Origin of the sequence: Streptomyces sp. P1-3 (assembly GCF_050613155.1) — a bacterium.
Lineage (GTDB): Bacteria > Actinomycetota > Actinomycetes > Streptomycetales > Streptomycetaceae > Streptomyces.
The window spans coordinates 653,606-676,445 of sequence record NZ_CP192512.1; the positions used below are offsets into that span (position 1 = coordinate 653,606).

Consider the following 22,840-nt stretch of genomic DNA (forward strand, 5'->3'; position numbering starts at 1 on the left):
AGGCCGCGGCGGGCAAGCACCTCAGGACGTCGTGGCGGGCAGGCCGTCCCGGACGTCGCGGGCCGCCGTCACCATGTTCTCCAGCGAGGCCCGTACCTCGGGCCAGCCGCGGGTCTTCAGCCCGCAGTCGGGGTTGACCCACAGCCGCTCGGCGGGAATGGCGTCGAGCCCCTTGCGCAGCAGGGCCGCGGCCTCGGCCGTGGTCGGGACGCGCGGGGAGTGGATGTCGTAGACACCGGGGCCGGCCTCGCGGTGGTAGCCGGACGTCGCGAGTTCCCGGGCCACCTGCATGTGGGAGCGGGCGGCCTCCAGGCTGATGACGTCGGCGTCGAGGTCGTCGATGGCCTGGAGGATGTCGCCGAACTCGGCGTAGCACATGTGGGTGTGGATCTGGGTGTCCGGGCGGACCCCGCTGGTGGTCAGGCGGAACGCCTCGGTGGCCCATTCCAGGTACGCCGGACGGTCGGCCGCGCGCAGCGGCAGCGTCTCGCGCAGCGCGGGCTCGTCCACCTGGATCACCGAGGTGCCGGCCGCTTCGAGGTCGCCGACCTCGTCCCGCAGGGCGAGTGCGACCTGGCGGGCGGTGTCGCCCAGCGGCTGGTCGTCGCGGACGAAGGACCAGGCCAGCATGGTGACGGGGCCGGTGAGCATGCCCTTGACCGGGCGGTCGGTGAGTGACTGGGCGTACGTCGTCCAGCGCACCGTCATCGGTTCGGGGCGAGAGATGTCGCCGGCCAGGATCGGCGGCCGGACGTAGCGGGTGCCGTAGGACTGGACCCAGCCGTGCCGCGTGGCGAGGTAGCCCGTCAGCTGCTCGGCGAAGTACTGCACCATGTCGTTGCGTTCGGGCTCGCCGTGCACCAGGACGTCGATCCCGGCCTTCTCCTGGAAGGAGAGGACCTCCCGGATCTCGTCCCTGATGCGCTCCTCGTAGGCGGCGGTGTCGATGCGTCCGGCGCGCAGGTCGGCGCGGGCGGCACGCAGGTCGGTGGTCTGCGGGAAGGAGCCGATGGTGGTCGTGGGCAGGAGGGGCAGGCGGAGGTGGGCGCGCTGGGCGGCCGCCCGTTCGGCGTACGACTGCGAGCGGCGGCCGTCGGCGTCGGTGACGGCCGCGGCGCGGGCGCGCACCGCCGGGTCGCGGGTGAGCGCGGAGCCCGCGCGGGAGGCCAGGCTGGCACGGTTGGCGGCGAGTTCCGCCGCGATGGTGTCGGTGCCCCGCGCCAGGCCGCGGGCGAGGGTGACGATCTCGGAGGTCTTCTGGCGGGCGAAGGCGAGCCAGCGGGCGACCTGCGGATCGATGTCGCGCTCGGCGGTGGCGTCCAGCGGGACGTGCAGCAGGGAGCAGGAGGCGGACACGTCGACCTGGCCGGCGAGGCCGAGGAGCGTGCCGAGGGTGGACAGGGACTTCTCGAAGTCGTTGATCCAGATGTTGCGGCCGTTGACGACACCGGCGACCAGGCGCTTGCCGGGCAGCCCGCCGACGGCGGCGAGGTCGTCGAGGTTGGCGGCGGCGGATTCGGTGAAGTCGAGGGCCAGTCCGTCGACCGGCGCCTTGGCCAGGACGGGCAGGGCTTCGCCGAGCCGGTCGAAGTAGGAGGCGACCAGCAGCTTCGGGCGGTCGGCGAGGCCGCCCAGGTCCCGGTAGGCGCGGGCGGCGGCGTTCAGCTCGGCCGGGCTGCGGTCCTGGGCCAGGGCGGGTTCGTCGAGCTGCACCCATTCGGCGCCGGCCGCGCGCAGGTCGGCGAGCACCTCGGCGTACACCGGAAGGAGCCGGTCGAGGAGCGTCAGCGGGACGAAGTCCGCCGCGGCGCCGGGGGCGGGCTTGGCCAGCAGGAGGTAGGTGACGGGTCCGACCAGTACCGGCCGTGCGGCCGCCCCGAGGGCGAGGGCCTCCTTCAACTCGGCGACCTGCTTGGTGGAGTCGGCGGTCAAGACGGTGTCAGGACCGAGTTCGGGCACCAGGTAGTGGTAGTTGGTGTCGAACCACTTGGTCATCTCCAGCGGCGCCACGTCCTGGGTGCCGCGGGCCATCGCGAAGTACCCGTCGAGTGCGTCCGCCTCGACGGCGGCGCGGTGCCGGGCGGGAATCGCGCCGACCATGACGCTGGTGTCCAGGACGTGGTCGTAGTACGAGAAGTCGCCCGTCGGCACCTCGTGGACGCCGGCGTCGGCCAACTGCCGCCAGTTCGACCGGCGCAGGGCGGCGGCGCACTCCCGGAGGGCGTCGGCGCTGACGCGGCCCTTCCAGTAGCCCTCGACGGCCTTCTTCAGTTCCCGGTTCGGGCCTTGCCGGGGGTAGCCGTACACGGTGGCCCGTGCTGCCGCGGCTGCGGACTTCGCTGTCACGGAACTCTCCTTCGCGAGCGTGTCTCCTGACAGATCCCGGTACGGGACGAGGGCGCGAAGGGATGGCGAGCGAGGCGGAAACCGCACCACGATCGGTGTGCGTCCGCCCGCTGTGGACTCCCCCGGACTGCGTCCGGGAGTACCGCCGACCCGCCCTCGAGGTCACCGAGATCTCCGCGCGCGATCGGTCGCGCGCGGGCAACGGGCAGGTCTTCGGACTCGCGGGCGCTTCCGCCCGTGAAGGGCGGACACCTACTGGCCGTCGCTTCCCAGACCCGGCCGGGTCCAGTGCGTGTGACGGCGGTCGTTCCCGCTCACCGCTGCGGGGCAGTCCCGGATTCCCACCGGGTTCCCTCTTACGACGCGCCTGCCTGGCGGGCAGGGCGAACCAGCTGCATCCGCCAGCCTAGCGCCGGACGGAACGTCAGCGCAGCGGGGGCGTGGAGCAGGTCGGTCGCCCGCTCCACGCCCCGCCCCGCGGCGGCCCGGGTTCCCTCGGCCCCGGCCCCGGCCCAGGGCCCCTCAGCCCCGGTCGTAGGTGTGGAATCCCCGGCCCGTCTTCCGCCCGAGCAGCCCCGCCTCGACCATCCGCTGGAGCAGCGGCGGCGGGGCGTAGAGGGGCTCCTTGAACTCGCCGTACAGGGACTCCGCGATGGCGGCGACCGTGTCGAGGCCGATCAGGTCGGCCAGCTTGAGCGGTCCCATCGGGTGGGCGCAGCCCAGCTCCATGCCGGCGTCCACGTCGGCGGCGGTGGCGAAGCCGGATTCGGCCATCCGGATCGCCGCGAGGAGGTAGGGGATGAGCAGGGCGTTGACGACGAACCCTGATCGGTCCTGGGAGCGGATCGCGGTCTTGCCGAGCGTCGCGGTGGCGAAGTCCTCGGCGGTACGGACCGTTTCGGCGCTCGTGTGCAGTGAGGTGACGATCTCCACCAGCGGCATGACGGGCACCGGGTTGAAGAAGTGCAGGCCCAGCACGCGGTCGGCGCGCTGGGTCGCCATGCCGAGGCGCATCACGGGGATGGCGGAGGTGTTCGTGGCCAGCACCGCCTCCGGATCCTCGACGATCTTGTCGAGGGCGGCGAAGATCCCGGTCTTCACGTCCGCGTTCTCCACGGCGGCCTCGACGACGAGCTGCCGGTCGGCCAGGTCGTCGAGGCTGCCGGTGAAGACGAGCCGGGCAAGCGCGTCCTCGGCGCGGACGCGGTCCAGTCTGCCGCGCCGGACGGCGCGTTCGAGGGAGGCGGCCACGCGTTCCCGGGCCCCGCGGGCCGCCGCGGCGTCCGCCTCGCAGACCACGGTGTCGAGCCCGGCGCGGGCGCAGACCTCCGCGATGCCGGCGCCCATCTGGCCGCCGCCGACCACGCCGACCCGCTGGACGGACCCGCTCACGGTCTGGAGGGAGGCGCTCATGACCGCACCTCCGGCCGGCGGACGAGGTGGCGCGCGTAGGCGTCGGGGGTGAAGAACGCCGGAAGTTCCTTCGCCAGCGCGGTGCGTTCGAGGATGCCCCGGGCCTCCGCGGCGCGCGCGTCGGGTCGTTCTCGTTCCAGGGCCGCGCGCTCGGTGTCGAGCAGCCGCAGCACGGTGTCGCGGTCGGCGGCGCCGTGGCGTACCCACTGCCAGATCTGGCAGCGGGCGATCTCCGCGGTCGCGGCGTCCTCCATGAGCCCGTGGAGCGCGACGGCGCCGCTGCCGCGCAGCCAGGCGTCGAAGTAGCGCAGGGCGACGGCGATGTTCGCGCGGATGCCTTCGGGCGTCGGCGGGCCGCTGACGCGGCGGACGGCCAGCAGGTCGGCGGCGGTCACCTCCACATCGTCGCGGGTGCGTTCGATCTGGTGGGGCCGGTCGCCCAGCACTCCGTCGAAGACGTCGCGGCAGACGGGGACGAGGCCGGGGTGGGCCACCCAGGAGCCGTCGAAGCCGTCCTCGGCCTCGCGCTCCTTGTCCAGGCGCACCGTGGCGAGAGCCGCCTCGTTGGCCTGCGCGTCGCGGCTGGGGACATGGGCGGCCATGCCGCCGATCGCGTGGGCGCCCCGCTTGTGGCAGGTTCGTACCAGCAGTTCGGTGTAGGCGCGCATGAACGGCGCGGTCATGGTGACCTTCGCCCGGTCCGGGAGGACGAAGTCGGGGCGGTGCGCGAAGTTCTTGATCAGGCTGAAGAGGTAGTCCCAGCGGCCCGCGTTCAGCCCGGCGGAGTGCTCGCGCAGTTCGTAGAGGATCTCCTCCATCTCGCAGGCGGCGGTGATGGTCTCGATGAGGACGGTGGCCCGGATGGTGCCGCGCGGGATGCCGAGCAGGTCCTGGGCGATGACGAAGACGTCGTTCCACAGGCGGGCTTCGTAACGGTTCTCCAGCTTGGGCAGGTAGAAGTACGGGCCGTGGCCGGCGTCGATCTGCCGCTGGGCGCAGTGGAAGAAGTACAGCCCGAGGTCGACGAGTGAGGCGGGCACGGGGCGGCCGTCGATGAGCAGGTGCTGCTCGGTGAGGTGCCAGCCGCGGGGGCGGACCATGATGGTGGCGGGGTCGTCGCCGAGCCGGTACGCCCTGCCGTCGGGGGTGGTGAAGTCGATGCGGCGCCGACAGGCGTCGAGCAGGTTCAGCTGGCCGCCGATGATGTTGTCCCAGATGGGGGCGGTGGCGTCTTCGAAGTCGGCCATCCACACCTGTGCCCCGGAGTTGAGGGCGTTGACGGTCATCCTGCGCTCGGGCGGGCCGGTGATCTCCACCCGGCGGTCGGTCAGGCCCGGCGCGGGCGGGGCGACGCGCCAGTCGGGGTCGGCGCGGATGGCGGTGGTCGCGAGCGGGAAGTCCAGTGGTGCGCCGGAGGCGAGCCGTTCGGCGCGGCGGCGGCGCTCGGCGAGCAGTTCGAAGCGCCGGCCGGCGACGGCCGCGTCGAGGCGGGCGATGAAGTCCAGTGCCGCGGGGGTGAGGATCTCGTCGTGGCGGTCGCCCGGCTCGCCCAGAACCTGGACGCGGCTGCTCAATTGGGTAGCGGACATGCGGGTCTCCTCGGGCGGAGCGGTGGGGGCCGGGTGAAGCGGAGTGGCCGGCCCCCACCTGTCTGCGGGTTGCCCGGCGCGGGGTGGCGCCCCGGCCGACGGGGTGCCTAGTGGAACTGCTCTTCCTCGGTGGAGCCGGTCAGCGCGGTGGTCGAGGAGGCCGGGTTGACGGCGGTGGACACCAGGTCGAAGTAGCCGGTGCCGACCTCGCGCTGGTGCCGCACCGCGGTGAAGCCCTCGCTCTGGGCGGCGAACTCCCGCTCCTGGAGGTCGACATAGGCGGTCATGCCGTGCTCGGCGTAGCCGCGGGCCAGGTCGAACATGCCGTGGTTGAGCGAGTGGAAGCCGGCCAGCGTGATGAACTGGAAGCGGTAGCCCATCGCCCCCAGTTCCCGCTGGAACTTGGCGATCTGGTCGTCGTCCAGCGCCGCCTTCCAGTTGAACGACGGCGAGCAGTTGTACGCCAGCATCTGGTCCGGGTACCGGGCGTGGATGGCCTCGGCGAACTCCCGGGCCTGGGCCAGGTCCGGCGTGCCGGTCTCCATCCACAGCAGGTCGGCGTACGGGGCGTAGGCCAGGCCGCGGGCGATCGCCGGTGCCATGCCGTTCTCGACCCGGTAGAAGCCCTCCGCGGTGCGCTCGCCGGTGCAGAACCGGGCGTCCCGCTCGTCGACGTCGCTGGTCAGCAGGTTCGCGGCGAGCGCGTCGGTACGGGCCACGATGACGGTCGGGACGTCGGCGATGTCCGCGGCCAGACGGGCGGCGTTGAGGGTGCGGATGTGCTGGGCGGTGGGCACGAGCACCTTGCCGCCGAGGTGGCCGCACTTCTTCTCGGAGGCGAGCTGGTCCTCGTAGTGGATGCCGGCCGCTCCGGCGGCGATCATCGCCTTGGTCAGCTCGAAGGCGTTCAGCGGGCCGCCGAACCCGGCCTCGGCGTCGGCGACGATCGGCGCGAGCCAGTCGGTGGTGTCCCCGTCGCCTTCCGCGGTGGCGACCTGGTCGGCGCGCAGCAGCGCGTTGTTGATCCGGCGCACCACCTGCGGCACGGAGTTGGCGGGGTAGAGGGACTGGTCGGGGTAGGTGTGCCCGGCCTGGTTGGCGTCGGCCGCCACCTGCCAGCCGGACAGGTAGATGGCCTGGAGCCCGGCCCTGACCTGCTGCACGGCCTGGCCGCCGGTGAGCGCGCCGAGGGCGTGGATGTAGTCCTGGCCGTGCAGTTGGCGCCACAGGCGCTCGGCTCCGCGCCTGGCCAGGGTGTGCTCCTCGCGGACGCTGCCGGACAGGCGCACCACGTCCTCGGCGCCGTAGGTGCGCTCCACCCCCTTCCAGCGCGGGTCCGTCGCCCACCGCCGTGCCAGCTCTTCAGCCGTCGCCGTCGTCGTCCCTGCCTGCGCCATGGCCGTCTCCCGGGGGTCGCGTGGATTCGCAAAGGTGTTGTGAACTGTGCGAAGGGCACGTCACTGAGTGCCGCCGATTTGCTGGCCAGCCAACCGACTACCGGGCCCGGCTGGCCATATGGAGACTCTGTCAGCGGCACTGGGTGCCAACAACCGTGGCCATGTGCCAAGCTTTGCGAATCTTCTCCACGCGGTTTGCCAATCATGCGAAGGGCGGATTTCGAGTGAGCAAGACCTACGCGGGGGCGCGTCTGCGGCGGCTGCGCGAGGAGCGCGGGCTCAGCCAGGCGGAGCTCGCCCGGGTGCTGGCCATCTCCCCGAGCTATCTGAACCAGATGGAGCACGACTCCCGGCCGCTGACGGTGCCCGTGCTGCTGCGGCTGACCGAGGCGTTCGGCGTGGACCCCGGCTTCTTCTCCGAGCACGACACCAGCCGGGTCCTGGCGGACCTGCGGGAAGCCCTCGCGGATGAGGTCGCCGGCGCCCGGATCACCCCCTCCGACCTGTCGGAACTCGCCTCCCGGCTGCCCGCCGCCGCCGCGGTCCTGCTCGATCTGGGGCGGCGCAACCAGGCGCTGACCGAGCAGCTCGCCCAGGTCTCCGAAGGCCGCGCCGGAGCCGCCGGTACGGCCGCGCCGCGCTCGCCGCACGAGGAGATCCGCGAGTTCTTCTACCGCCGGCGGAACTACGTGCACGACGCGGACGTCGCCGCCGAGGAGCTGGCCCACGAGCTCGGCATCCGGCCCGGCGAGGTGCTGCGCGCCCTCACCGCCCGGCTCACCGAACGGCACGGTGTACGCCTCGCCACCGGCTCCGACCGGCCGCGCCACTCCGACCGGCTGCACCACTACGACCCGGCCGGCCGGGTCCTGCATCTGTCCAGCAGGCTGCGCCCCGGCCAGCAGGCCTTCCGGCTGGCCACCCAGATCGCCCTGCTCGAACACGGCGCGGAGCTCTCCCGGCTGGCCTCGGAGGACTACGAGGAGGACTCCGCCACCTGGTCGCTGGCCCGGATCGGCGTCGCCAACTACTTCGCCGCCGCGCTGATCCTGCCGTACCGCGCCTTCCACACCGCCGCGGAGGAGGTGCGCTACGACATCGAACGCCTCACCGACCGCTTCGGGCTCGGCTACGAGACCGTGTGCCACCGGCTGAGCACCCTCCAGCGCCCGCGCCTTCGCGGGGTGCCGTTCTCCTTCGTCCGGGTGGACCGCGCGGGCAACATGTCCAAGCGCCAGTCCGCGACCGGTTTCCACTTCTCCCGCGCCGGCGGCACCTGCCCCCTGTGGAACGTGTACGAGGCGTTCGCCGCACCGGGCCGCATCCATGTCCAGATCGCCGCCATGCCGGACGGGCAGCGCCATCTGTGGACCGCGCGCACGGTCACCCGGCACCGGGGCGGCTGGGGTGAGCCCGGCAAGACGTTCGCCATCGGCCTGGGCTGCGAGATCCGGCACGCCTCCCGGCTCGTGTACTCCGACGGGCTCGACCTCGACAACGCCTCGGCCGCGACCCCGATCGGCATGGGCTGCCGCGTCTGCGAACGCCTGGACTGCCCGCAGCGCGCCGTACCCCCGCTCGGCCAGCCCCTCGCCATCGACGAGAACAGCAGCACCTTCGTGCCGTACCCGGTGCGGGAACGGCGGGACCCCTGACGCACCCGGCGGCCGCTGGGTGCGGCGGCGGACGCCGCCGCGCGCGGTGCGACCGGTGGGCGCTGTCAGACCCCCTTGGCACACTGGGGGAAAGATCCATCCGCTATGCACCGAGAGATCGCATGCTCACCACGCTCGCTGTCGAGAACTACCGCTCCCTGCGCCGCCTGATCGTCCCGCTGGACCGGCTCAACGTGATCACCGGCGCGAACGGAACCGGCAAGACCAGCCTCTACCGGGCCCTGCGGCTGCTGGCGGACGCGGCCCGGGGCGGCGCGGTGGCGGCGCTGGCACGCGAGGGCGGGCTGCCCTCCACCCTGTGGGCGGGAGAGCGGCGGGGTGCGGGCCGCTCGCCCGCCGTCAGCCTCCGTCTCGGCTTCGCCGGTGACGAGTTCGGGTACGCGGTCGACTTCGGGCACCCGATCCCGACCTCCGGCGGCCCGGGTGCGCCGTCCATGTTCAACCTGGACCCCGAGATCAAGCGCGAGTGCACATGGGCCGGCCCCGTGCTGCGCCCGGCCGCGCTCCTCTCGGACCGCTCCGGCCCCGCCGTGCGCACCCGCACCGCGGACGGCACCTGGCACACCTCGGTGAACACCGTCCGCCCCTACGACAGCATGCTCAGCGAGCTCGCCGACCCGCAGCTCGCCCCCGACCTGCTGCGGCTGCGTGAGCACATACGGTCCTGGCGGTTCTACGACCACGTCCGCACCGACGCGCACGCACCCGCGCGCAGCGCCCGGATCGGTACCCGCACGCCGGTGCTCGGCCACGACGGCTCGGACCTCGCGGCCGCGCTCCAGACGATCCGCGAGACCGGTGACCACGAGGCCCTCGACGCCGCCGTGGACGCGGCGTTCCCCGGCAGCAGGGTGGAGATCGCCAGTGAGGGCGGCCGGTTCGAGCTGCGGCTGCACCAGAGCGGGCTGCTGCGCCCGCTCGGCGCGGCCGAGCTGTCCGACGGCACACTGCGCTATCTGCTGTGGACCGCCGCGCTGCTCACCCCTCGTCCGCCCGCGCTGCTCGTCCTCAACGAGCCGGAGTCCAGCCTGCACCCGGCCCTGCTGCCACCGCTGGCCGACCTGATCCTCACCGCGTCCCGGGACACCCAGATCGTGGTGGTCACGCACGCGCCGGACCTGGCCGAGGCCCTCACCGGCGGCGCCGGACGCCACCGGCTCGATGTCAACTCCATAGCCCTGGTCAAGGACGCGCTCGGTCAGACGGATGTCGCGGGCCGCGAGGGCCTGTTGGACGAACCGCTGTGGCACTGGCCCAAGCGCTGACGTGCTGATCGGCACCGGCGACCCCGCCGAGCTCGCCGCCGCGCTCGCCCCCTACGGTGGCCGGGCACGCCGGGGAGCCGCTCAGAGCAGGGCGAGTTCGGTCTCGAGGTCGGCCAGGCCCAGCGAGCCCTGGGACAGCGCCGCCATGTGCCAGCGCTTGAGGTCGAAGCCGGAGCCGTGCCGGGCGCGGGCGGCCTCCCGGCCGCGCAGCCAGGCGCGTTCGCCGAGTTTGTAGCCGATGGCCTGGCCCGGCCTGCCCTGGTAGCGGATGATCTCGCTCTCGATGTACGAGGTGGGGCGGCCGGAATACCGGCCGAAGAAGTCCCGCGCCAGCGCGGGTGTCCAGCGCTCTCCGGCGTGGCAGGGCGAGTCCGCGGGGATCCGGAGCCCCAGGTGCATGCCGATGTCGATGACGACCCGGATGGCCCGCATCATCTGGTGGTCGAGATAGCCGAGTCGGCGTTCGGGGTCGGTGAGGAAGCCCAGTTCGTCCATCAGCCGCTCCGCGTACAGCGCCCAGCCCTCGGTGTTGGCGCTGACCTTGCCCACCCTCGTCTGGTACCGGGAGAGGTCGCCGGCGAGCAGGGTCCACTGGGCCAGCTGGAGATGGTGTCCGGGCACACCCTCGTGGTACCAGGTGGAGACCAGGCCGTGGACGGGGAAGCGGGTCCGGCCCAGCGTGGGCAGCCAGGTGCGGCCCGGGCGCGAGAAGTCCAGCGAGGGCGAGGTGTAGTACGGCGCGGCGGCGCTGCCGGGGGGTGCGATCCGGGACTCGACGCGTTTGATCCGCTCCGGCAGGTCGAAGTGGGTGCCGTCCAGCGCTTCGGCGGTCTCGTCCATGAGGGACTGCAACCACGCCCTGGTCTCCTCGACGCCCTCGACGGCCTGGCCGTGCCGGTCCAGCCAGGCCATGGCCTCCCAGGGGGTACCGGCCCCGGGCAGCGCCTTCTCCGCCTCGGCCCGCATCTCGGCGAGCAGGCGGTGGAACTCGGACCAGCCGTAGGCGTACGCCTCGTCGAGGTCCAGGTCGGTGCCGGTGTGGTAGCGGGCGAAGCGGGCGTAGCGCTCGCGGCCCACCACGTCCGGGGCGTCCGCGACCAGCGGGCCGTACACGTTGAGGAACCAGTCGTGCAGTTCCGCGACGGCGGCCGTGGCGGTCTCCGCGGCCTCGGCCAGCTCGGTGCGCAGAGCCTCGGGACCGGCGGCGACGAAGTCGGCGAACCAGCCGCCGTCCGCGCCCAGCCACTCCTCCAGCTGGCCGATGTTGGCGCGGACCTGCCGGGGTCCGGCGGACAGCCCGCGCCGTACACCCTCGGCGAGCGCGGCCCGGTACCCGTCGAACGCGTCGGACACCGCCCGCAGCCGCCGGCCGATCGCGGCCCACTCGTCGTCGGTCGCCGTGGGCATGAGGGGGAAGATCTTGCGGACCCGGTGCAGCGGGGAGGCGAGGTTGCTGACCTGCCGCAGCCCCTCTCCCGCTTCGTGCAGCGCGAGTTCCGCGGTCAGCCGCTCGCGCAGCAGCCGCGCGCAGCGCCGCTCCCCGTCGCTGTCCGCGTTCGGCAGGGCCTCGGCCGCCCCGAGCCGGGCGAGCGTGGCACGGGCGAGCTCGGCGGCGGCCTCCTGGCCGGCGGGCGAGAAGTCGGGGAGGTCACCCGCGCTCTCCGGCACTCCGAGGAGGGTGCCGACGAGCGGGTCGAGCCGGATGAGGGCGTCGACGTACGCTTCGGCGACCTGGCGCGGCAGCGCGCCGTCGTGAGCCTGCTCCTGCCCGGTCCGCGCGTCGCCCTCCCCTGCCGCGCTCCGGCGCGCGGCGCCATGGGCCGTTCCCCCTGCGCCGCCCGGACGGTCAAATGCCCCACCGGCCATGTCCGCACCCCTCCCGACTGTCAGTGGCCGCGGCTCTGTGCCGCTCCGTCACGCTGCCCAGCGGGCTCGACCGTACGCATGACCGCGACCGCACCGGCCGGGAGACCGATCGGAACCGGCCGCCGAAGGCCTCGTCTCCGGCAGCCGCTCGGCCGGCCCCTGCCCCCGGCCGCGGCTGGGCGGCCCCACCGACACGCCCGTCGCGCCGTGATGCGAACATGTCGGGTCATGGTGGAAGCCCGGTCGCCTGTGCGGCTCGTACGCGCCGCGCTGTTCGCGGCGGTGTGCGTGCTTCTGGCAGCGGCCGGACACGCTGCGGCATCGGGCCACCACATTCCGCTGTCCGCGCTGCTCGCGACGTTCGCCGTCACGGGCGTGGCCGCGTGGCTGGCCGGGGGCCGGCGGCGCGGTGTCCTCGCGATCGGCGGCGGGCTGCTGGCGGTGCAAGGGGGCCTGCACCTGATCTTCTCGGGTGGGCAGCGGGCCGTGGCACACGCGGAGCACGCGGCACACGCGGCACCGGTCCGGCACGCGGCCGAGTACGCGGCCCACCATGCGACGCGTCCGCCGCGCGCCGCGTCGCTCGCTGACAGTGCCGAGACGGCCATGTGCGCGACCGGCTACGGCTCGGCGGCCATGCTCACCCTCCACCTGCTCGCGGCGCTCCTCTGCGCGCTGTGGCTGTGGCGCGGCGAAGCCGCCTTCTTCCAGCTCCTGCGATGTGTGCGGGCGCTCGCCTTCGCACCGCTCTCCCTGGCCATGGCCGCGATACGGCGATGGGCCACGCCTCCCGCCGTACGGCCACCGGCGCGGTACACCGGCGGCGGGCGGCCGCGGAGCGTACTCCTCGGTCACGTCCTGTCCCGGCGCGGGCCGCCGACCAGCGCGGTGTTCCTCGACACCGCGCCCGTCGGCCCGCAGGCACAGGGGGCCTGAAGGACCTGGGGGAGGCCCCGGACAGGTCCTTCCGACCTCGCAGGTCCCTCCGACCTCGGCCAGGCGACGGGCGCGCTCCGCCGCGCGCAAGAAGCACGGCGGCCACTCCCCCGTCATCACCGCGCACGGCCCTGCCCGTACGCGGGCGCCGAACCCCGAAGGAAACCCATGTCCGCCGACGACCCCGTACAGGGGACCGAGACCGTCCACGCCGAGGACCAGGCCGCCGAGAGACCCGAGGCGCCGCCCACGGCCGACACCACCGCACCGCAGCGCGGCTGGGCAGGGCTGCGCCCGCTCGTCATGCGGCTGCACTTCTACGCCGGCGTGCTCATCGCGCCGTTCCTGCTCGTCGCAGCCGTCACGGGGACGCTCTACGCGGCGTCCTTCCAGATAGAGAAGTACCTCTACGCGGACGAGCTGCGCGTCCCGGTCGGGGAGCACACCGTTCCGCTGTCCCGTCAGGTGCGGGCGGCCCTGGACGCACATCCCGACGGCACGCTCTCCGCGGTGCGGCCGTCCGCCGAGGACGGCGCCACCACCCAGGTCATCCTCAGCGACCCGAGCGTGGACGAGGACAAGTCGCTCACCGTCTTCGTCGACCCGTACACCGCCGAGGTGCGCGGCGCGCTCGAGAGCGACTTCGGCGCGCTGCCCTTCCGCTCCTGGGTCGCCGACCTGCACGGGAACCTGCACCTGGGCGAGCCTGGCCGGCTGTACAGCGAGCTGGCCGCCAGCTGGCTGTGGGTCGTCGCCCTCGGCGGCCTGCTGCTGTGGATCAAGCGCAGGCGATCCGGCCGCGGCGCGCGCGGCCTGCTGCTCCCCGAGCGCGCCGCGAAGGGCCGCAAGCGCACCCTGACCCGGCACGGAGCGGTCGGCCTGTGGGCCGTGCTCGGGCTGGTGTTCCTCTCGGCGACCGGTCTGACCTGGTCGACGTACGCGGGCGAGAAGATCGACGTGCTGCGTACGGAGCTGCGCGGCGCCACCCCGGCCATAACGGCGACGCTGCCCGGCGCCGATGAGGCGGCCGGCGGGCACGGCGACCACGCCGGCCATGGCGGTGGCGGCACCCACGCCACCAAGGGCCCGGACATCGGGATCGACAAGGTGCTCGACATCGCCCGCGAGAAGAAGCTGGCGGGCGCCCCCATCGAGATCGCCGCGCCGAGCGAGGGCACCGCGTACGTCGTCAAGCAGATCGACAAGCAGTGGCCGGTGCACCTGGACTCGATGGCCGTGCACCCCGGTACCGGCGCGGTCGTCGACGAGGTGCGCTTCGCGGACTATCCGCTGCTCGCCAAGCTCACCCGCTGGGGCATCGACGGCCACATGGGCGTGCTGTTCGGGCTGGCCAACCAGATCGCGCTGGCGGCCCTGATGGTGGGGCTCATCCTGCTCATCGTGTGGGGCTACCGGATGTGGTGGCAGCGGCGGCCCGCGCAGGAGCGCCGTCTGGGCGTCGGGCGGCCGATGCCGCGCGGCACGTGGCGGCGCGTCCCGCTGCCGACGCTGCTGCCGCTGGTGGGCGCTCTCGCGGTGGTCGGCTGGCTGGTCCCGCTGTTCGGGATCGGGCTGGTGCTGTTCCTCGCCGTGGACACGGTGGTCGGCCTGGCCGCTCGTAGGCGCTCCGCCCGCGCCTGAGGCCAGGCTCGTCGGCTCCGGTGCGCGGGCGTGCCGGAGCCGGCGGATGCATGCTGGGTCCATGGGACGTGATGCGGCCCCGGGCATCGATCCGACCGCGGCTCCGAGTGGAGACGGCTGCGTCGAGTGCCTGGCGGGTGACGGGCCGGGATGGTGGTTGCACCTGCGGCGCTGCGCCGCGTGCGGGCACATCGGCTGCTGCGACTCCTCGCCCTCGCAGCACGGCACGAAGCACGCGCGCGAGGCCGGGCACCCGTTCCTGACCAGCTTCGAGCCGGGCGAGAGCTGGTTCTGGAACATCGACACCGACCAGTACTACGACGGGCCGCCGCTGCCCCCGCCCGCCTCGCACCCGGCCTCCCAGCCGACCCCGGGCCCGCGGGGCAAGGTGCCCGCGGACTGGCGGCGGTACCTGCACTGAAACGCCGCTCCCCCAGGCGGATCCGTGCGTTTGACACGCCTGGGACGGATGGCAGGGTGGTAGGCGGGGGCCACCGGTTGGAGGCTCAGGATGGGATCCGGTTCTGCTTGGCGATCCGCGGCGCGGCAGCTGCCGCTCAGGCTCACCGTCGGCACGTTCTTCCTCAACTCGGGGCTGGCGAAGCGCGACGCGGACGAGGCCGCCGCCGAGCAGCTGCACCAGTTCGCGGCCACCACCTATCCGTTCCTCGGCAAACTCGACGCCCAGCGCTTCGTCCGGTTGCTCTCCACCGGCGAGATCGCCGTCGCCGCCGCGTTGCTCCTGCCCGTGGTCCCCGCCGCCGTCGCCGGAGCCGCGCTGACCGCCTTCTCCGCCGGCACCCTCGGGCTCTACCTGCGCACGCCGGGGATGCGCCGGGAAGGCAGCCTGCGCCCCACCGACCAGGGAATCCCGCTGGCCAAGGACGTGTGGATGCTGGGCATCGGCCTGTCCCTCATCGCCGAGTGCGGGAACAAGCACCGGTGACGGCCATGGCGACGACCAAATGGTTCTTCGAACCCAGCCATACGGGCGCGGAGTTCCGTGCCCGGCACATGATGGTCGCCTACGTGCGCGGGCAGTTCAAGAACATCCACGGCCGGCTGGAGGTCGATCCCGAGGAGCCGGAGAAGGCCCGCGTCGAGGCGACGATCGACGCGACCGGGGTGTACACCGGCGCTCCCGAGCGCGACGCCCACCTGCGCAGCGCGGACTTCTTCGACGTCGAGCACCACCCGACGTGGACGTTCGCCGGGTCGCGCGTCCGCCAGGTCAGCGCCACCGGGTTCGAGGTCACCGGGGACCTCACCGTGCGCGGGGTGACGCGTTCCGTGACCTTCGACGTCGCCTATCTGGGGCAGTGGGACACGCCCTGGTGGGAGGGCGGGCGGAACCTCGGCCCCAGGCGCCGTGCCGGTTTCACCGCCACGACGCGTATCAACCGCCATGATTTCGGGGTCAGTTGGAACGACGTGGTCGACCGGGGCGGAGTGGTCGTCAGCGACATGGTCGACGTCGTCGTCGACGTCGAGGCCGTCCTCGAGTCCGACGCCTGAGGCCGAGGAGGGCTATGCGCGGCCCGCGGCCAGGTCCATGAGGCGGGCGAGCACGCGGTCGCCCGAGGCGGTGACGCCGTCGTGCTCCCACTCGTTGGTGACCCAGACGCGGGCGGCGCCCACCTCGCGGGCGGTACTCAGCGAGAGGCCCGCGTCGACGTACATGTCGTCGTGGTAGACGACGGCCGCGAGCGGCACCTGGTTGGCGGCGAGAGCACGCGTGTCGTACAGCGGCTGCCAGTCGGCCTTCTCGGCCAGTGCGTCGGCGGCGTCGGCGAACGGGCGCAGGCCGGCGACCTCCCGGAACATCCAGGGGTAGATCATCTCGCCGGTGAGCAGCAGGGGGTCCGCGTCATCGGCGAACTCCGGGTGTGCGGGCAGGGCCCGGTCCGCCGCCCAGCGGGCGGGGGTGGCGCCCTGGCCGTAGATCGACTCCTGCATGACGGCGAAGAGCGGATTGTCCGTGAACCCCGTCAGGTTCATCACCTGGTGGAGGAAGGTGTCGGTCAACTCGCCGCGCGCGTCGAGGGATTCGTCGAGCAGCCAGTGCACCCGCTCGAAGCCGTCGCCCATGCCGAAGACGAGGCCGAGCGCGCGCAGACGGCGGACGGTGAGCCGGTCTCCGTCGGGCAGGCGGACCTCGGTGGCGGCGAGCAGGTCGGCTATGCGGCGCAGCCGGTCCGCGTCGTGCGGGTAGCGGGCGTAGTACTCCAGCACGCGGTCCCGCACCCGGGGATAGGTGCGCGCGTACACGTCGTCCGCGGTCGCGGTCAGGCCCGGCAGGCCGCCCGCGACGTAGCACGCCTTGAGCCCCTGGGGCGCCCGGGACAGGTACGTGAGCGTGACGAAGCCGCCGTAGCTCTGGCCGAGCGTCTCCCAGGGCTCGTCGCCGCACAGCTCACGGCGTATCAGCTCGGCGTCGTCGACGATCGCGTCGGCGCGGAAGTGGGTGAGGTGCGCGGCGAGCCGGGCCGGGTCGGCGATCCGTGCGGCCTCGCGTGCCGTGACGGGGGTGGAGCGGCCGGTTCCGCGCTGGTCGAGCAGCAGCACCCGGTGGGTCTTGAGGGCGTGTGCCAGCCAGCCGGGCGACCCGGCGGACGGCCGGGGCGACTTGCCGCCGGGACCGCCCTGCAAGTAGAGCAGCCAGGGCAGCTTCTGGTCGGCGCGGGCCCGGTCGGCGACCTCCCGGGCGAACACCTCGATGGTGGGCCCGTCCGGCCGGGAGTGGTCCAGGGGCACCGTGAAGACATGGTCGACGGTCGCGTACGCGGGGTTCATGGCTCCCTTTTCGGCAGCGGGAAGAACAGAAGGGGGGGCGGTCACGGGCCCTCGGGCCCGGCCCACAGCGACCGCACATGGCCCAGGTGCCGGCGCATGCACGCCTCCGCCCCCTCGGCGTCGCCCGCCAGCATCAGGTCCAGCAGCTCCAGATGCTCCTCGGCCGAGGGGATCAACTGGTTCCGCTCGTCCAGTGCGGTCAGGCCGTACAGACGGGAGCGCTTGCGCAGGTCGCCGACGGTCTCGACGAGCCGGTCGTTGCCGGAGAGCGCCAGCAGCGAGAGGTGGAACCGGCGGTCGGCCTCCAGATAGCCGATGAGGTCGTGCTCGCGCGCGGCGCGCACGATCTCCTCGGCGACCGGTCGCAGCGCCTCCAGTGCCGCGCGGTCCGCGGTCCTGGTGATCCGGCCGACCGTGGGGATCTCGATCAGGGCCCGGATCTCGGTGTACCGGTCGAGGTCGCCCTCGGTGACCTCGGTGATCCGGAAGCCCTTGTTGCGGACGGGCTCGACCAGGCCCTCCCGGGCCAGGTCGAGCATCGCCTCGCGCACGGGTGTCGCGGAGACGCCGAAGTCCTCGGCGAGGCCGGGCGCGGAATAGACCGCGCCCGGCCGCAGCTCGCCGGAGATCAGGGCGGCCCGCAGGGCGTGGGCCACCTGGTCGCGCAGCCGCTCCCTGGTGGTGACGAGGGTGCGCTGCTTCAGGTGCCCCATGGTGTTCCCTTCGTGCCGCAACGGAACCACCATTGTACAATGTCACATTGCTTATGAGGGCGTAAGGGTGTACGTGCGGCCGGCCGTGTAGAACTCCAGGGCGGCGCGGCCCTGCTCGCGCGGGCCGTGGCTGGAGGACTTGGCGCCGCCGAAGGGCAGGTGGAAGTCGACGCCGCTGGACGGCGCGTTGATCCGGATCATGCCGGTGTCGAGCTGGTCGAGTCCGTACAGCGCCGCGTCCAGGTCCGCCGTGTGCACCGAGGTGACCAGGCCGTACGGAACCGAGTTGGTGACGCGCACGGCCTCGGCCAGGTCGTCGGCCGCCAGCAGGGCCGCGACCGGCCCGAAGACCTCCTCGCGCAGCAGCCGGTGGTCCGATGGCACCCCCGCGGCCAGGGTCGGGACCGCGTACCAGCCGGAGCCGTCGGGAACGGTGCCCCCGGCCACCGCGGACAGGCCTTCCCAGGCGCCGCTGACCTGCCCGCGGGCCTGCTCGGAGATGAGCGGCCCGCACACCGTGGCGGGGTCGGCCGGGTCTCCCACCGGCACGGTCCGCAGCGCCTCCGCGAGGGCTTCGCGCAGCGGGTCGTAGGCGGCGCCGACGGCGATCACCCGGCTGGTGGCGGTGCACTTCTGCCCCGCGTATCCGGCGATCGCGGCGGCGATATGGGCGGCGGCCCGCTCGACGTCTGCGTCCGGGAGGACGATCGCCGCGTTGAGGCCGCCCATCTCCGCCTGCACCGGGACGCCTCGCTCGGTGACCGCGCGGACGACCGCCTGGCCGACCGCGGTCGAGCCGGTGAACGAGACGACGTCGGCGGCGGAGATGACGGCGTTGCCTTCGGCGGCCCCGCCGGGGACGACGGTGAACACCTGCTCGGGCAGCACCCGATGGAGGATCTCGGCGAGCCGCTGGGCGCAGGCCGTGGCCTCGGGCGCGGGCTTGAGCACGACCGCGTTGCCGGCCGCGAGCGCCGGGGCGGCCTTCCAGCTGGGGATGGCGAAGGGGAAGTTCCAGGGCGTGACGAGCCCCGCGACGCCGTGCGGGCGGCGGCGGGTCAGCAGCAGCCCCGCTCCGGCGGCCGGCTCGTGGACGGCGCCGGCCGGCTCATAGGGCGCCTGGGCGTAGTACCGCCAGATCGCGACGGTCCGCGCCACCTCGGCCCGCGCCTCGGTGAGCGGCTTGCCCACCTCGCGGACGGCCAGGGCGGCCAGCTCGTCGGCCGCTGCCTCGATGGCGGCGGCGATCGAGGAGAGCGCGGCCGACCGGGCGGCCGCGCCGCCGAGCAGCCAGCCGGGCTGGGCGGCGCGCGCCCGCTCGACGGCGTCGGCGGCGGCGAACGCGCCGGGGGCGGCCACCTCCACGACGACGTCGGAGGGGTCGGCCGGGTTGCGTGAGACAACCGGGGTCAGTGTGCTGGTCACAGGAGGAAACCTCCGGGGAAGGGGTCGTCCGGGTCGAGGAGGTACTGGGCGGTCCCGGTGATCCAGGCGCGCCCGGTGATGGTGGGGACGACGGCCGGCAGGCCGCCGACCTCCGTCTCGCCGATGAGGCGGCCGGTGAACCGGGTCCCGATGAAGGACTCGTTGACGAAGTCGCGGTGCAGGGGCAGCTCGCCGCGGGCGTGCAGCTGCGCCATGCGCGCCGAGGTGCCGGTGCCGCACGGCGACCGGTCGAACCAGCCGGGGTGGATGGCCATGGCGTGCCGGGACCGCACGGCGTCGGAGCCGGGGGCGGCGAGATAGACGTGCTTGACGCCGCCGATCTCGGGGTGTTCGGGGTGGACCGGGCGGTCGGTGGCGTTGATGGCGTCCATGATGGCGAGCCCGGCGGCCAGCAGGTCGTCCTTGCGGGCGCGGTCGAACGGCAGGCCGAGCTCGTCCAGTTCGACGAAGGCGTAGAAGTTGCCGCCGAAGGCGAGGTCGTACCGCACCGTGCCGTGGCCGGGCACGTCCACCCGCTGGTCCAGGCCCGCGCAGAACGCGGGCACATTGGTCAGCGTGACCGAACGCGCCGCCCCGCCCTCGACCCGTACGTCGACGGAGACCAGGCCCGCCGGGGTGTCGAGGCGGACGGTGGTGACCGGTTCGGTGACCGGCACCATTCCCGTCTCGACCAGCACGGTGGCCACCCCGATCGTGCCGTGCCCGCACATCGGCAGCAGCCCGGACACCTCTATGAACAGCACGCCGTAGTCGGCGTCGGGGCGCGTGGGCGGCTGGAGGATCGCGCCGCTCATCGCGGAGTGGCCGCGCGGCTCGTACATCAGGAGCGTACGGAGGTGGTCCATGTGCTCGATGAAGTGCAGCCTGCGCTCGGCCATGGTGGCGCCGGGGATCACCCCGACCCCACCGGTGATCACACGGGTGGGCATCCCTTCGGTGTGCGAGTCAACGGCGTGGAAGACATGACGAGTACGCACTTCAGGTTCCTTGTCAGCGGTCGGGGGTCGGGGTCGGCAGCCGGCGGGCGGTCAGCGGTGGCCGTCGGCCACGGCCTTCTCGGTCGCGGTCCGCACCCCGGTCTCGATCTCCCCGGTGAGCGCGGCGCGCGGCGGTCGCACCGGGCCGCCACGGCGCCCGACCATGTCCATGGACAGCTTGATCGACTGGACGAACTCGGTCTTGGAGTCCCAGCGCAGCAGCGGGTGCAGCGACTTGTACAGGGGCAGCGCCGTGGCCAGGTCGCCGGCGACGGCGGCGTGGTACAGCTCGGCGCAGGTGGCGGGGAAGGCGTTGGGGTAGCCGGCGATCCAGCCGACGGCCCCGGCCACGGCGAGTTCGAGCAGCACGTCGTCGGCGCCGATCAGCAGGTCGAGCTCCGGGGCGAGCTCGGCGAGCTCGTACGCGCGCCGCACGTCGCCGCTGAACTCCTTCACGGCCACGATGTTCCCGTCGCCGTGCAGCCGGGCGAGGACGGCCGGGGACAGGTCGACCTTGGTGTCGATGGGGTTGTTGTACGCGACGACCGGCACCCCGGCCGTGGCCACCTCGGCGTAGTGGGCGCGCACGGCCTCCTCGTCGGCGCGGTAGGCGTTCGGCGGCAGCAGGAGGACCGAGCCGCATCCGGCCTCGCCCGCGTGCTCGGCCCAGCGGCGGGCCTCGGCGCTTCCGTACGCGGCCACTCCGGGCATCACCCGGGCCCCGTCGCCCGCGGCCTCGACCGCGGTCCGGACCACCCGGGCGCGCTCCTCGTCGGTGAGCGTCTGGTACTCGCCGAGCGAGCCGTTGGGGACGACGCCGTCGCAGCCGTTGTCGATGAGCCAGCGGACGTGCTCGGCGTAGGCGTCGTAGTCGACGGAGAGGTCGTCGCGCAGGGGGAGCGCGGTGGCGACCATGACGCCGCGCCAGGGGCGGGTGGAGTTCCAGGTGGTGGCGGTCATGCCGATCGAGCCTTTCGTGAAGGGTGTGACGCTCTTGATGGGTGACGCTTGTAGTGGGTGACGTTTCAGTGTGGGGCGTTCTGGTCTTCCGTGGGCTTCGCAAGGGCCCCGAGCGCCCCGAGGGGCACCGGGACGGCGAACGGGCGGCGCTCGTCCGACGGCGGTACGGCACCGCCGCCCTCGGCCGCGAGGCAGGCCACGGCCGCCCCGCACATCCGGCCCTGGCACCACCCCATGCCCGCCCGGGTGAGGAGTTTGGCGGTCCGCGCGTCGCGGGCCCCCAGGTCGGTGACCGCCTCGCGGATCCGTCCGGCGGTCACCTCCTCGCAGCGGCACACGTCGGTGTCGTCGGCCAGCCACTCGGGCCAGCCGGGACCGGGGGCGTGTGCCACCGCCATGGCGTCCGCGAAGGACCGCATCCGGTCGCGTCGGCGGCGCAGTCGCGCCACGTGAGCCGACACGGCGAGCGCGGGCCGCCCGTGCAGGCGGGCGGCGACGGCGATGCCCGCCAGTTCGCCTTCCGCGAGGGCCAGTCGCGCGCCGCCGACCCCGCCGGTCTCCCCCGCCGCCCACACGCCGGGCACCGAGGTCTCCTGGAGGCCGTCCAGGACGAGGGCGGCGGTGCCGTCCGCGGTGCGCCGGGTGGCGCACCCGAGCCCGACGGCGAGTTCGATCTGCGGCGCCAGGCCGTGCCCCACGGCCAGCGCGTCGCACTCGATCCGGCGGCCGCTCCCCCGCACCGGCCGCCAGTCGCGGTCGAGCCGGGAGACGGTGACCGCCTCCACCCGCTCGTCTCCGTGGACTTCGGTGACCGCGCTACGGGTCCGCAGCCGGACCCCGTGGCGCAGCAGCGCCGATCCGTGCACCACCGCCTCGACGAGCTTGTGCGGATTGGCGGCGAGGACCCGCGGGAAGCGGGCGTATCCCAGGTAGCCGGACGCCTCCACCACCGCCGGGACCCGCGCCCCGGCCGCGGCGAGCGAGGAGGCCACAGCGAGCAGCAGTGGCCCGCTGCCCGCGACGACGACCCGTTTGCCGGGCAGCACCAGCCCCGCCTTGAGCATCGCCTGGGCGCCTCCGGCACCCACCACGCCCGGCAGGGTCCAGCCGGGGAAGGGCAGTTGCCGCTCGTACGCGCCGGTCGCGATGAGGACCGCCCGTGCCCGTACGCGCACGGGCCGCCCGTCCGCACCGTCGGCGCCGGTCACGGCGTGCACCGCCCACAGGTCGCCGCTGTCCCGCGTCACCGTCCATACGTGGTGTCCGGCGAGGTGGGCGATGCCGCTCCTGGCCTTCTGGCGGCGGCGCAGGTCGGCGAAGGCCGACCATTCGTGGTGCAGCGCTTCGGGCCGGACCGCTCCGAGCGCGGGTTCCGGGGTCCGGTAGAACTGGCCGCCGACAGAGCCGGACGCGTCCAGCAGGGCGACCGACAGCCCGTGTTCGGAGGAGGCGACGGCACCGGACAGACCGGCGGCGCCCGCGCCGATGACGGCGAGGTCGTAGGGTTCAGACGGCGAGCCCGGCATGGCCGTCTCCTTCCTGGGTGGTGATCGCGTCCCCCGGCCGGGCCGGAACCAGGCAGGCCCGCCGGTTGGGTTCTCCGTTGATGGTGGCGAGGCAGTCGTAGCACTGGCCGATGCCGCAGAACGCGCCCCGCGGGCGCCCGCCGTTGCGCGTGGTGCGCCAGGCGACGATGCCGGCGCCCCACAGCGCGGCGGCGACGGACTGCCCGGGCAGGGCGGTCACGGTCCGGCCGTCCATCGTGATCTCGAACGGCGGATCGGGCTGCGCGCCGACCAGCTCGGCGGGGGTACGGGCCATG

Annotated in this window: 19 protein-coding genes and 1 riboswitch; of the genes, 7 read left to right on the plus strand and 12 right to left on the minus strand. The window is 73.6% G+C overall.

Going from position 1 to position 22,840, the window contains the following annotated elements:
• Positions 1-21 precede the first annotated feature (21 nt).
• The 4 genes from metE to aceA all read right to left on the minus strand — a co-directional run bounded on the left by metE (position 22) and on the right by aceA (position 6,745).
• Complete coding sequence (gene metE, locus ACQUSR_RS02885; RefSeq protein ID WP_431040928.1) at positions 22-2,346, minus strand: 5-methyltetrahydropteroyltriglutamate--homocysteine S-methyltransferase; 2,325 nt, start codon at positions 2,344-2,346, stop codon at positions 22-24.
• A 199-nt stretch (positions 2,347-2,545) separates the two neighbouring features.
• Positions 2,546-2,741: riboswitch (cobalamin riboswitch) on the minus strand.
• A gap of 127 nt (positions 2,742-2,868) precedes the next feature.
• Positions 2,869-3,759 (minus strand): 3-hydroxybutyryl-CoA dehydrogenase, encoded by an 891-nt coding sequence (locus ACQUSR_RS02890; RefSeq protein WP_431040929.1) that lies wholly within the window; start codon positions 3,757-3,759, stop codon positions 2,869-2,871.
• On the minus strand, positions 3,756-5,348 hold the full coding sequence (gene aceB / locus ACQUSR_RS02895) for a malate synthase A (RefSeq protein ID WP_431040930.1): 1,593 nt from the start codon (positions 5,346-5,348) through the stop codon (positions 3,756-3,758). Before aceB ends, ACQUSR_RS02890 begins: the two co-directional genes overlap by 4 nt.
• A 107-nt stretch (positions 5,349-5,455) precedes the next feature.
• Complete coding sequence (gene aceA, locus ACQUSR_RS02900) at positions 5,456-6,745, minus strand: isocitrate lyase (protein WP_431040931.1); 1,290 nt, start codon at positions 6,743-6,745, stop codon at positions 5,456-5,458.
• A gap of 224 nt (positions 6,746-6,969) precedes the next feature.
• On the opposite strand from aceA, the gene ACQUSR_RS02905 reads away from it, so the two are divergent.
• Positions 6,970-8,400 (plus strand): short-chain fatty acyl-CoA regulator family protein, encoded by a 1,431-nt coding sequence (locus ACQUSR_RS02905; RefSeq protein ID WP_431040932.1) that lies wholly within the window; start codon positions 6,970-6,972, stop codon positions 8,398-8,400.
• A 122-nt stretch (positions 8,401-8,522) separates the two neighbouring features.
• Positions 8,523-9,686 (plus strand): AAA family ATPase, encoded by a 1,164-nt coding sequence (locus ACQUSR_RS02910; protein WP_431040933.1) that lies wholly within the window; start codon positions 8,523-8,525, stop codon positions 9,684-9,686.
• An 81-nt stretch (positions 9,687-9,767) separates the two neighbouring features.
• On the opposite strand, the gene ACQUSR_RS02915 is transcribed toward ACQUSR_RS02910, so the two are convergent.
• Positions 9,768-11,552 carry a DUF885 domain-containing protein gene (locus tag ACQUSR_RS02915; RefSeq protein WP_431040934.1) on the minus strand — a complete coding sequence of 595 codons (1,785 nt, stop codon included), beginning with the start codon at positions 11,550-11,552 and terminating at the stop codon, positions 9,768-9,770.
• A gap of 228 nt (positions 11,553-11,780) precedes the next feature.
• Between ACQUSR_RS02915 and ACQUSR_RS02920 the strand changes: the two genes are divergently transcribed.
• The 5 genes from ACQUSR_RS02920 (at position 11,781) to ACQUSR_RS02940 (ending at position 15,644) form a co-directional block, all read left to right on the plus strand.
• Complete coding sequence (locus ACQUSR_RS02920; protein ID WP_431040935.1) at positions 11,781-12,488, plus strand: hypothetical protein; 708 nt, start codon at positions 11,781-11,783, stop codon at positions 12,486-12,488.
• A 168-nt stretch (positions 12,489-12,656) separates the two neighbouring features.
• Positions 12,657-14,129, plus strand: coding sequence for a PepSY-associated TM helix domain-containing protein (locus ACQUSR_RS02925; protein ID WP_431040936.1), 1,473 nt, complete (start codon positions 12,657-12,659; stop codon positions 14,127-14,129).
• A 61-nt stretch (positions 14,130-14,190) separates the two neighbouring features.
• Positions 14,191-14,550: a UBP-type zinc finger domain-containing protein gene (locus ACQUSR_RS02930; RefSeq protein ID WP_431040937.1), complete on the plus strand. Its 360-nt coding sequence runs from the start codon at positions 14,191-14,193 to the stop codon at positions 14,548-14,550.
• Between the two features lie 90 nt (positions 14,551-14,640).
• Complete coding sequence (locus ACQUSR_RS02935) at positions 14,641-15,075, plus strand: hypothetical protein (protein ID WP_431040938.1); 435 nt, start codon at positions 14,641-14,643, stop codon at positions 15,073-15,075.
• Between the two features lie 5 nt (positions 15,076-15,080).
• Positions 15,081-15,644 carry a YceI family protein gene (locus ACQUSR_RS02940; RefSeq protein WP_431040939.1) on the plus strand — a complete coding sequence of 188 codons (564 nt, stop codon included), beginning with the start codon at positions 15,081-15,083 and terminating at the stop codon, positions 15,642-15,644.
• 12 nt (positions 15,645-15,656) lie between these two features.
• On the opposite strand, the gene ACQUSR_RS02945 is transcribed toward ACQUSR_RS02940, so the two are convergent.
• The 7 genes from ACQUSR_RS02945 to ACQUSR_RS02975 form a co-directional block, all read right to left on the minus strand.
• A complete protein-coding gene (locus ACQUSR_RS02945) occupies positions 15,657-16,922 on the minus strand; it encodes an alpha/beta fold hydrolase (protein ID WP_431040940.1) in 1,266 nt (421 codons plus the stop codon).
• 41 nt (positions 16,923-16,963) lie between these two features.
• Positions 16,964-17,635, minus strand: coding sequence for a GntR family transcriptional regulator (locus ACQUSR_RS02950; RefSeq protein WP_431040941.1), 672 nt, complete (start codon positions 17,633-17,635; stop codon positions 16,964-16,966).
• 51 nt (positions 17,636-17,686) lie between these two features.
• On the minus strand, positions 17,687-19,060 hold the full coding sequence (locus ACQUSR_RS02955) for an aldehyde dehydrogenase family protein (RefSeq protein WP_431040942.1): 1,374 nt from the start codon (positions 19,058-19,060) through the stop codon (positions 17,687-17,689).
• Positions 19,057-20,058 carry a proline racemase family protein gene (locus ACQUSR_RS02960; RefSeq protein WP_431040943.1) on the minus strand — a complete coding sequence of 334 codons (1,002 nt, stop codon included), beginning with the start codon at positions 20,056-20,058 and terminating at the stop codon, positions 19,057-19,059. Before ACQUSR_RS02960 ends, ACQUSR_RS02955 begins: the two co-directional genes overlap by 4 nt.
• 51 nt (positions 20,059-20,109) lie before the next feature.
• Positions 20,110-21,018 (minus strand): dihydrodipicolinate synthase family protein, encoded by a 909-nt coding sequence (locus tag ACQUSR_RS02965; protein WP_431040944.1) that lies wholly within the window; start codon positions 21,016-21,018, stop codon positions 20,110-20,112.
• Positions 21,019-21,083: 65 nt separating this feature from the next.
• A complete protein-coding gene (locus ACQUSR_RS02970) occupies positions 21,084-22,544 on the minus strand; it encodes an NAD(P)/FAD-dependent oxidoreductase (protein ID WP_431040945.1) in 1,461 nt (486 codons plus the stop codon).
• The gene (locus ACQUSR_RS02975; protein ID WP_431040946.1) at positions 22,525-22,839 is read right to left on the minus strand and encodes a (2Fe-2S)-binding protein; all 315 of its coding nucleotides are present in this window, start codon (positions 22,837-22,839) and stop codon (positions 22,525-22,527) included. Before ACQUSR_RS02975 ends, ACQUSR_RS02970 begins: the two co-directional genes overlap by 20 nt.
• Between the last annotated feature and the right edge of the window lies 1 nt (position 22,840).

Bases quoted from the DNA above. Each gene is read 5' to 3' on its own strand.
- ACQUSR_RS02890 (WP_431040929.1), bottom strand. From the start codon at position 3,759: ATGAGCGCCTCCCTCCAGACCGTGAGCGGGTCCGTCCAGCGGGTCGGC.
- aceB (WP_431040930.1), bottom strand. From the start codon at position 5,348: ATGTCCGCTACCCAATTGAGCAGCCGCGTCCAGGTTCTGGGCGAGCCG.
- aceA (WP_431040931.1), bottom strand. From the start codon at position 6,745: ATGGCGCAGGCAGGGACGACGACGGCGACGGCTGAAGAGCTGGCACGG.
- ACQUSR_RS02910 (WP_431040933.1), top strand. From the start codon at position 8,523: ATGCTCACCACGCTCGCTGTCGAGAACTACCGCTCCCTGCGCCGCCTG.
- ACQUSR_RS02915 (WP_431040934.1), bottom strand. From the start codon at position 11,552: ATGGCCGGTGGGGCATTTGACCGTCCGGGCGGCGCAGGGGGAACGGCC.
- ACQUSR_RS02920 (WP_431040935.1), top strand. From the start codon at position 11,781: ATGGTGGAAGCCCGGTCGCCTGTGCGGCTCGTACGCGCCGCGCTGTTC.
- ACQUSR_RS02925 (WP_431040936.1), top strand. From the start codon at position 12,657: ATGTCCGCCGACGACCCCGTACAGGGGACCGAGACCGTCCACGCCGAG.
- ACQUSR_RS02930 (WP_431040937.1), top strand. From the start codon at position 14,191: ATGGGACGTGATGCGGCCCCGGGCATCGATCCGACCGCGGCTCCGAGT.
- ACQUSR_RS02935 (WP_431040938.1), top strand. From the start codon at position 14,641: ATGGGATCCGGTTCTGCTTGGCGATCCGCGGCGCGGCAGCTGCCGCTC.
- ACQUSR_RS02940 (WP_431040939.1), top strand. From the start codon at position 15,081: ATGGCGACGACCAAATGGTTCTTCGAACCCAGCCATACGGGCGCGGAG.
- ACQUSR_RS02945 (WP_431040940.1), bottom strand. From the start codon at position 16,922: ATGAACCCCGCGTACGCGACCGTCGACCATGTCTTCACGGTGCCCCTG.
- ACQUSR_RS02950 (WP_431040941.1), bottom strand. From the start codon at position 17,635: ATGGGGCACCTGAAGCAGCGCACCCTCGTCACCACCAGGGAGCGGCTG.
- ACQUSR_RS02965 (WP_431040944.1), bottom strand. From the start codon at position 21,018: ATGACCGCCACCACCTGGAACTCCACCCGCCCCTGGCGCGGCGTCATG.
- ACQUSR_RS02970 (WP_431040945.1), bottom strand. From the start codon at position 22,544: ATGCCGGGCTCGCCGTCTGAACCCTACGACCTCGCCGTCATCGGCGCG.
- ACQUSR_RS02975 (WP_431040946.1), bottom strand. From the start codon at position 22,839: ATGGCCCGTACCCCCGCCGAGCTGGTCGGCGCGCAGCCCGATCCGCCG.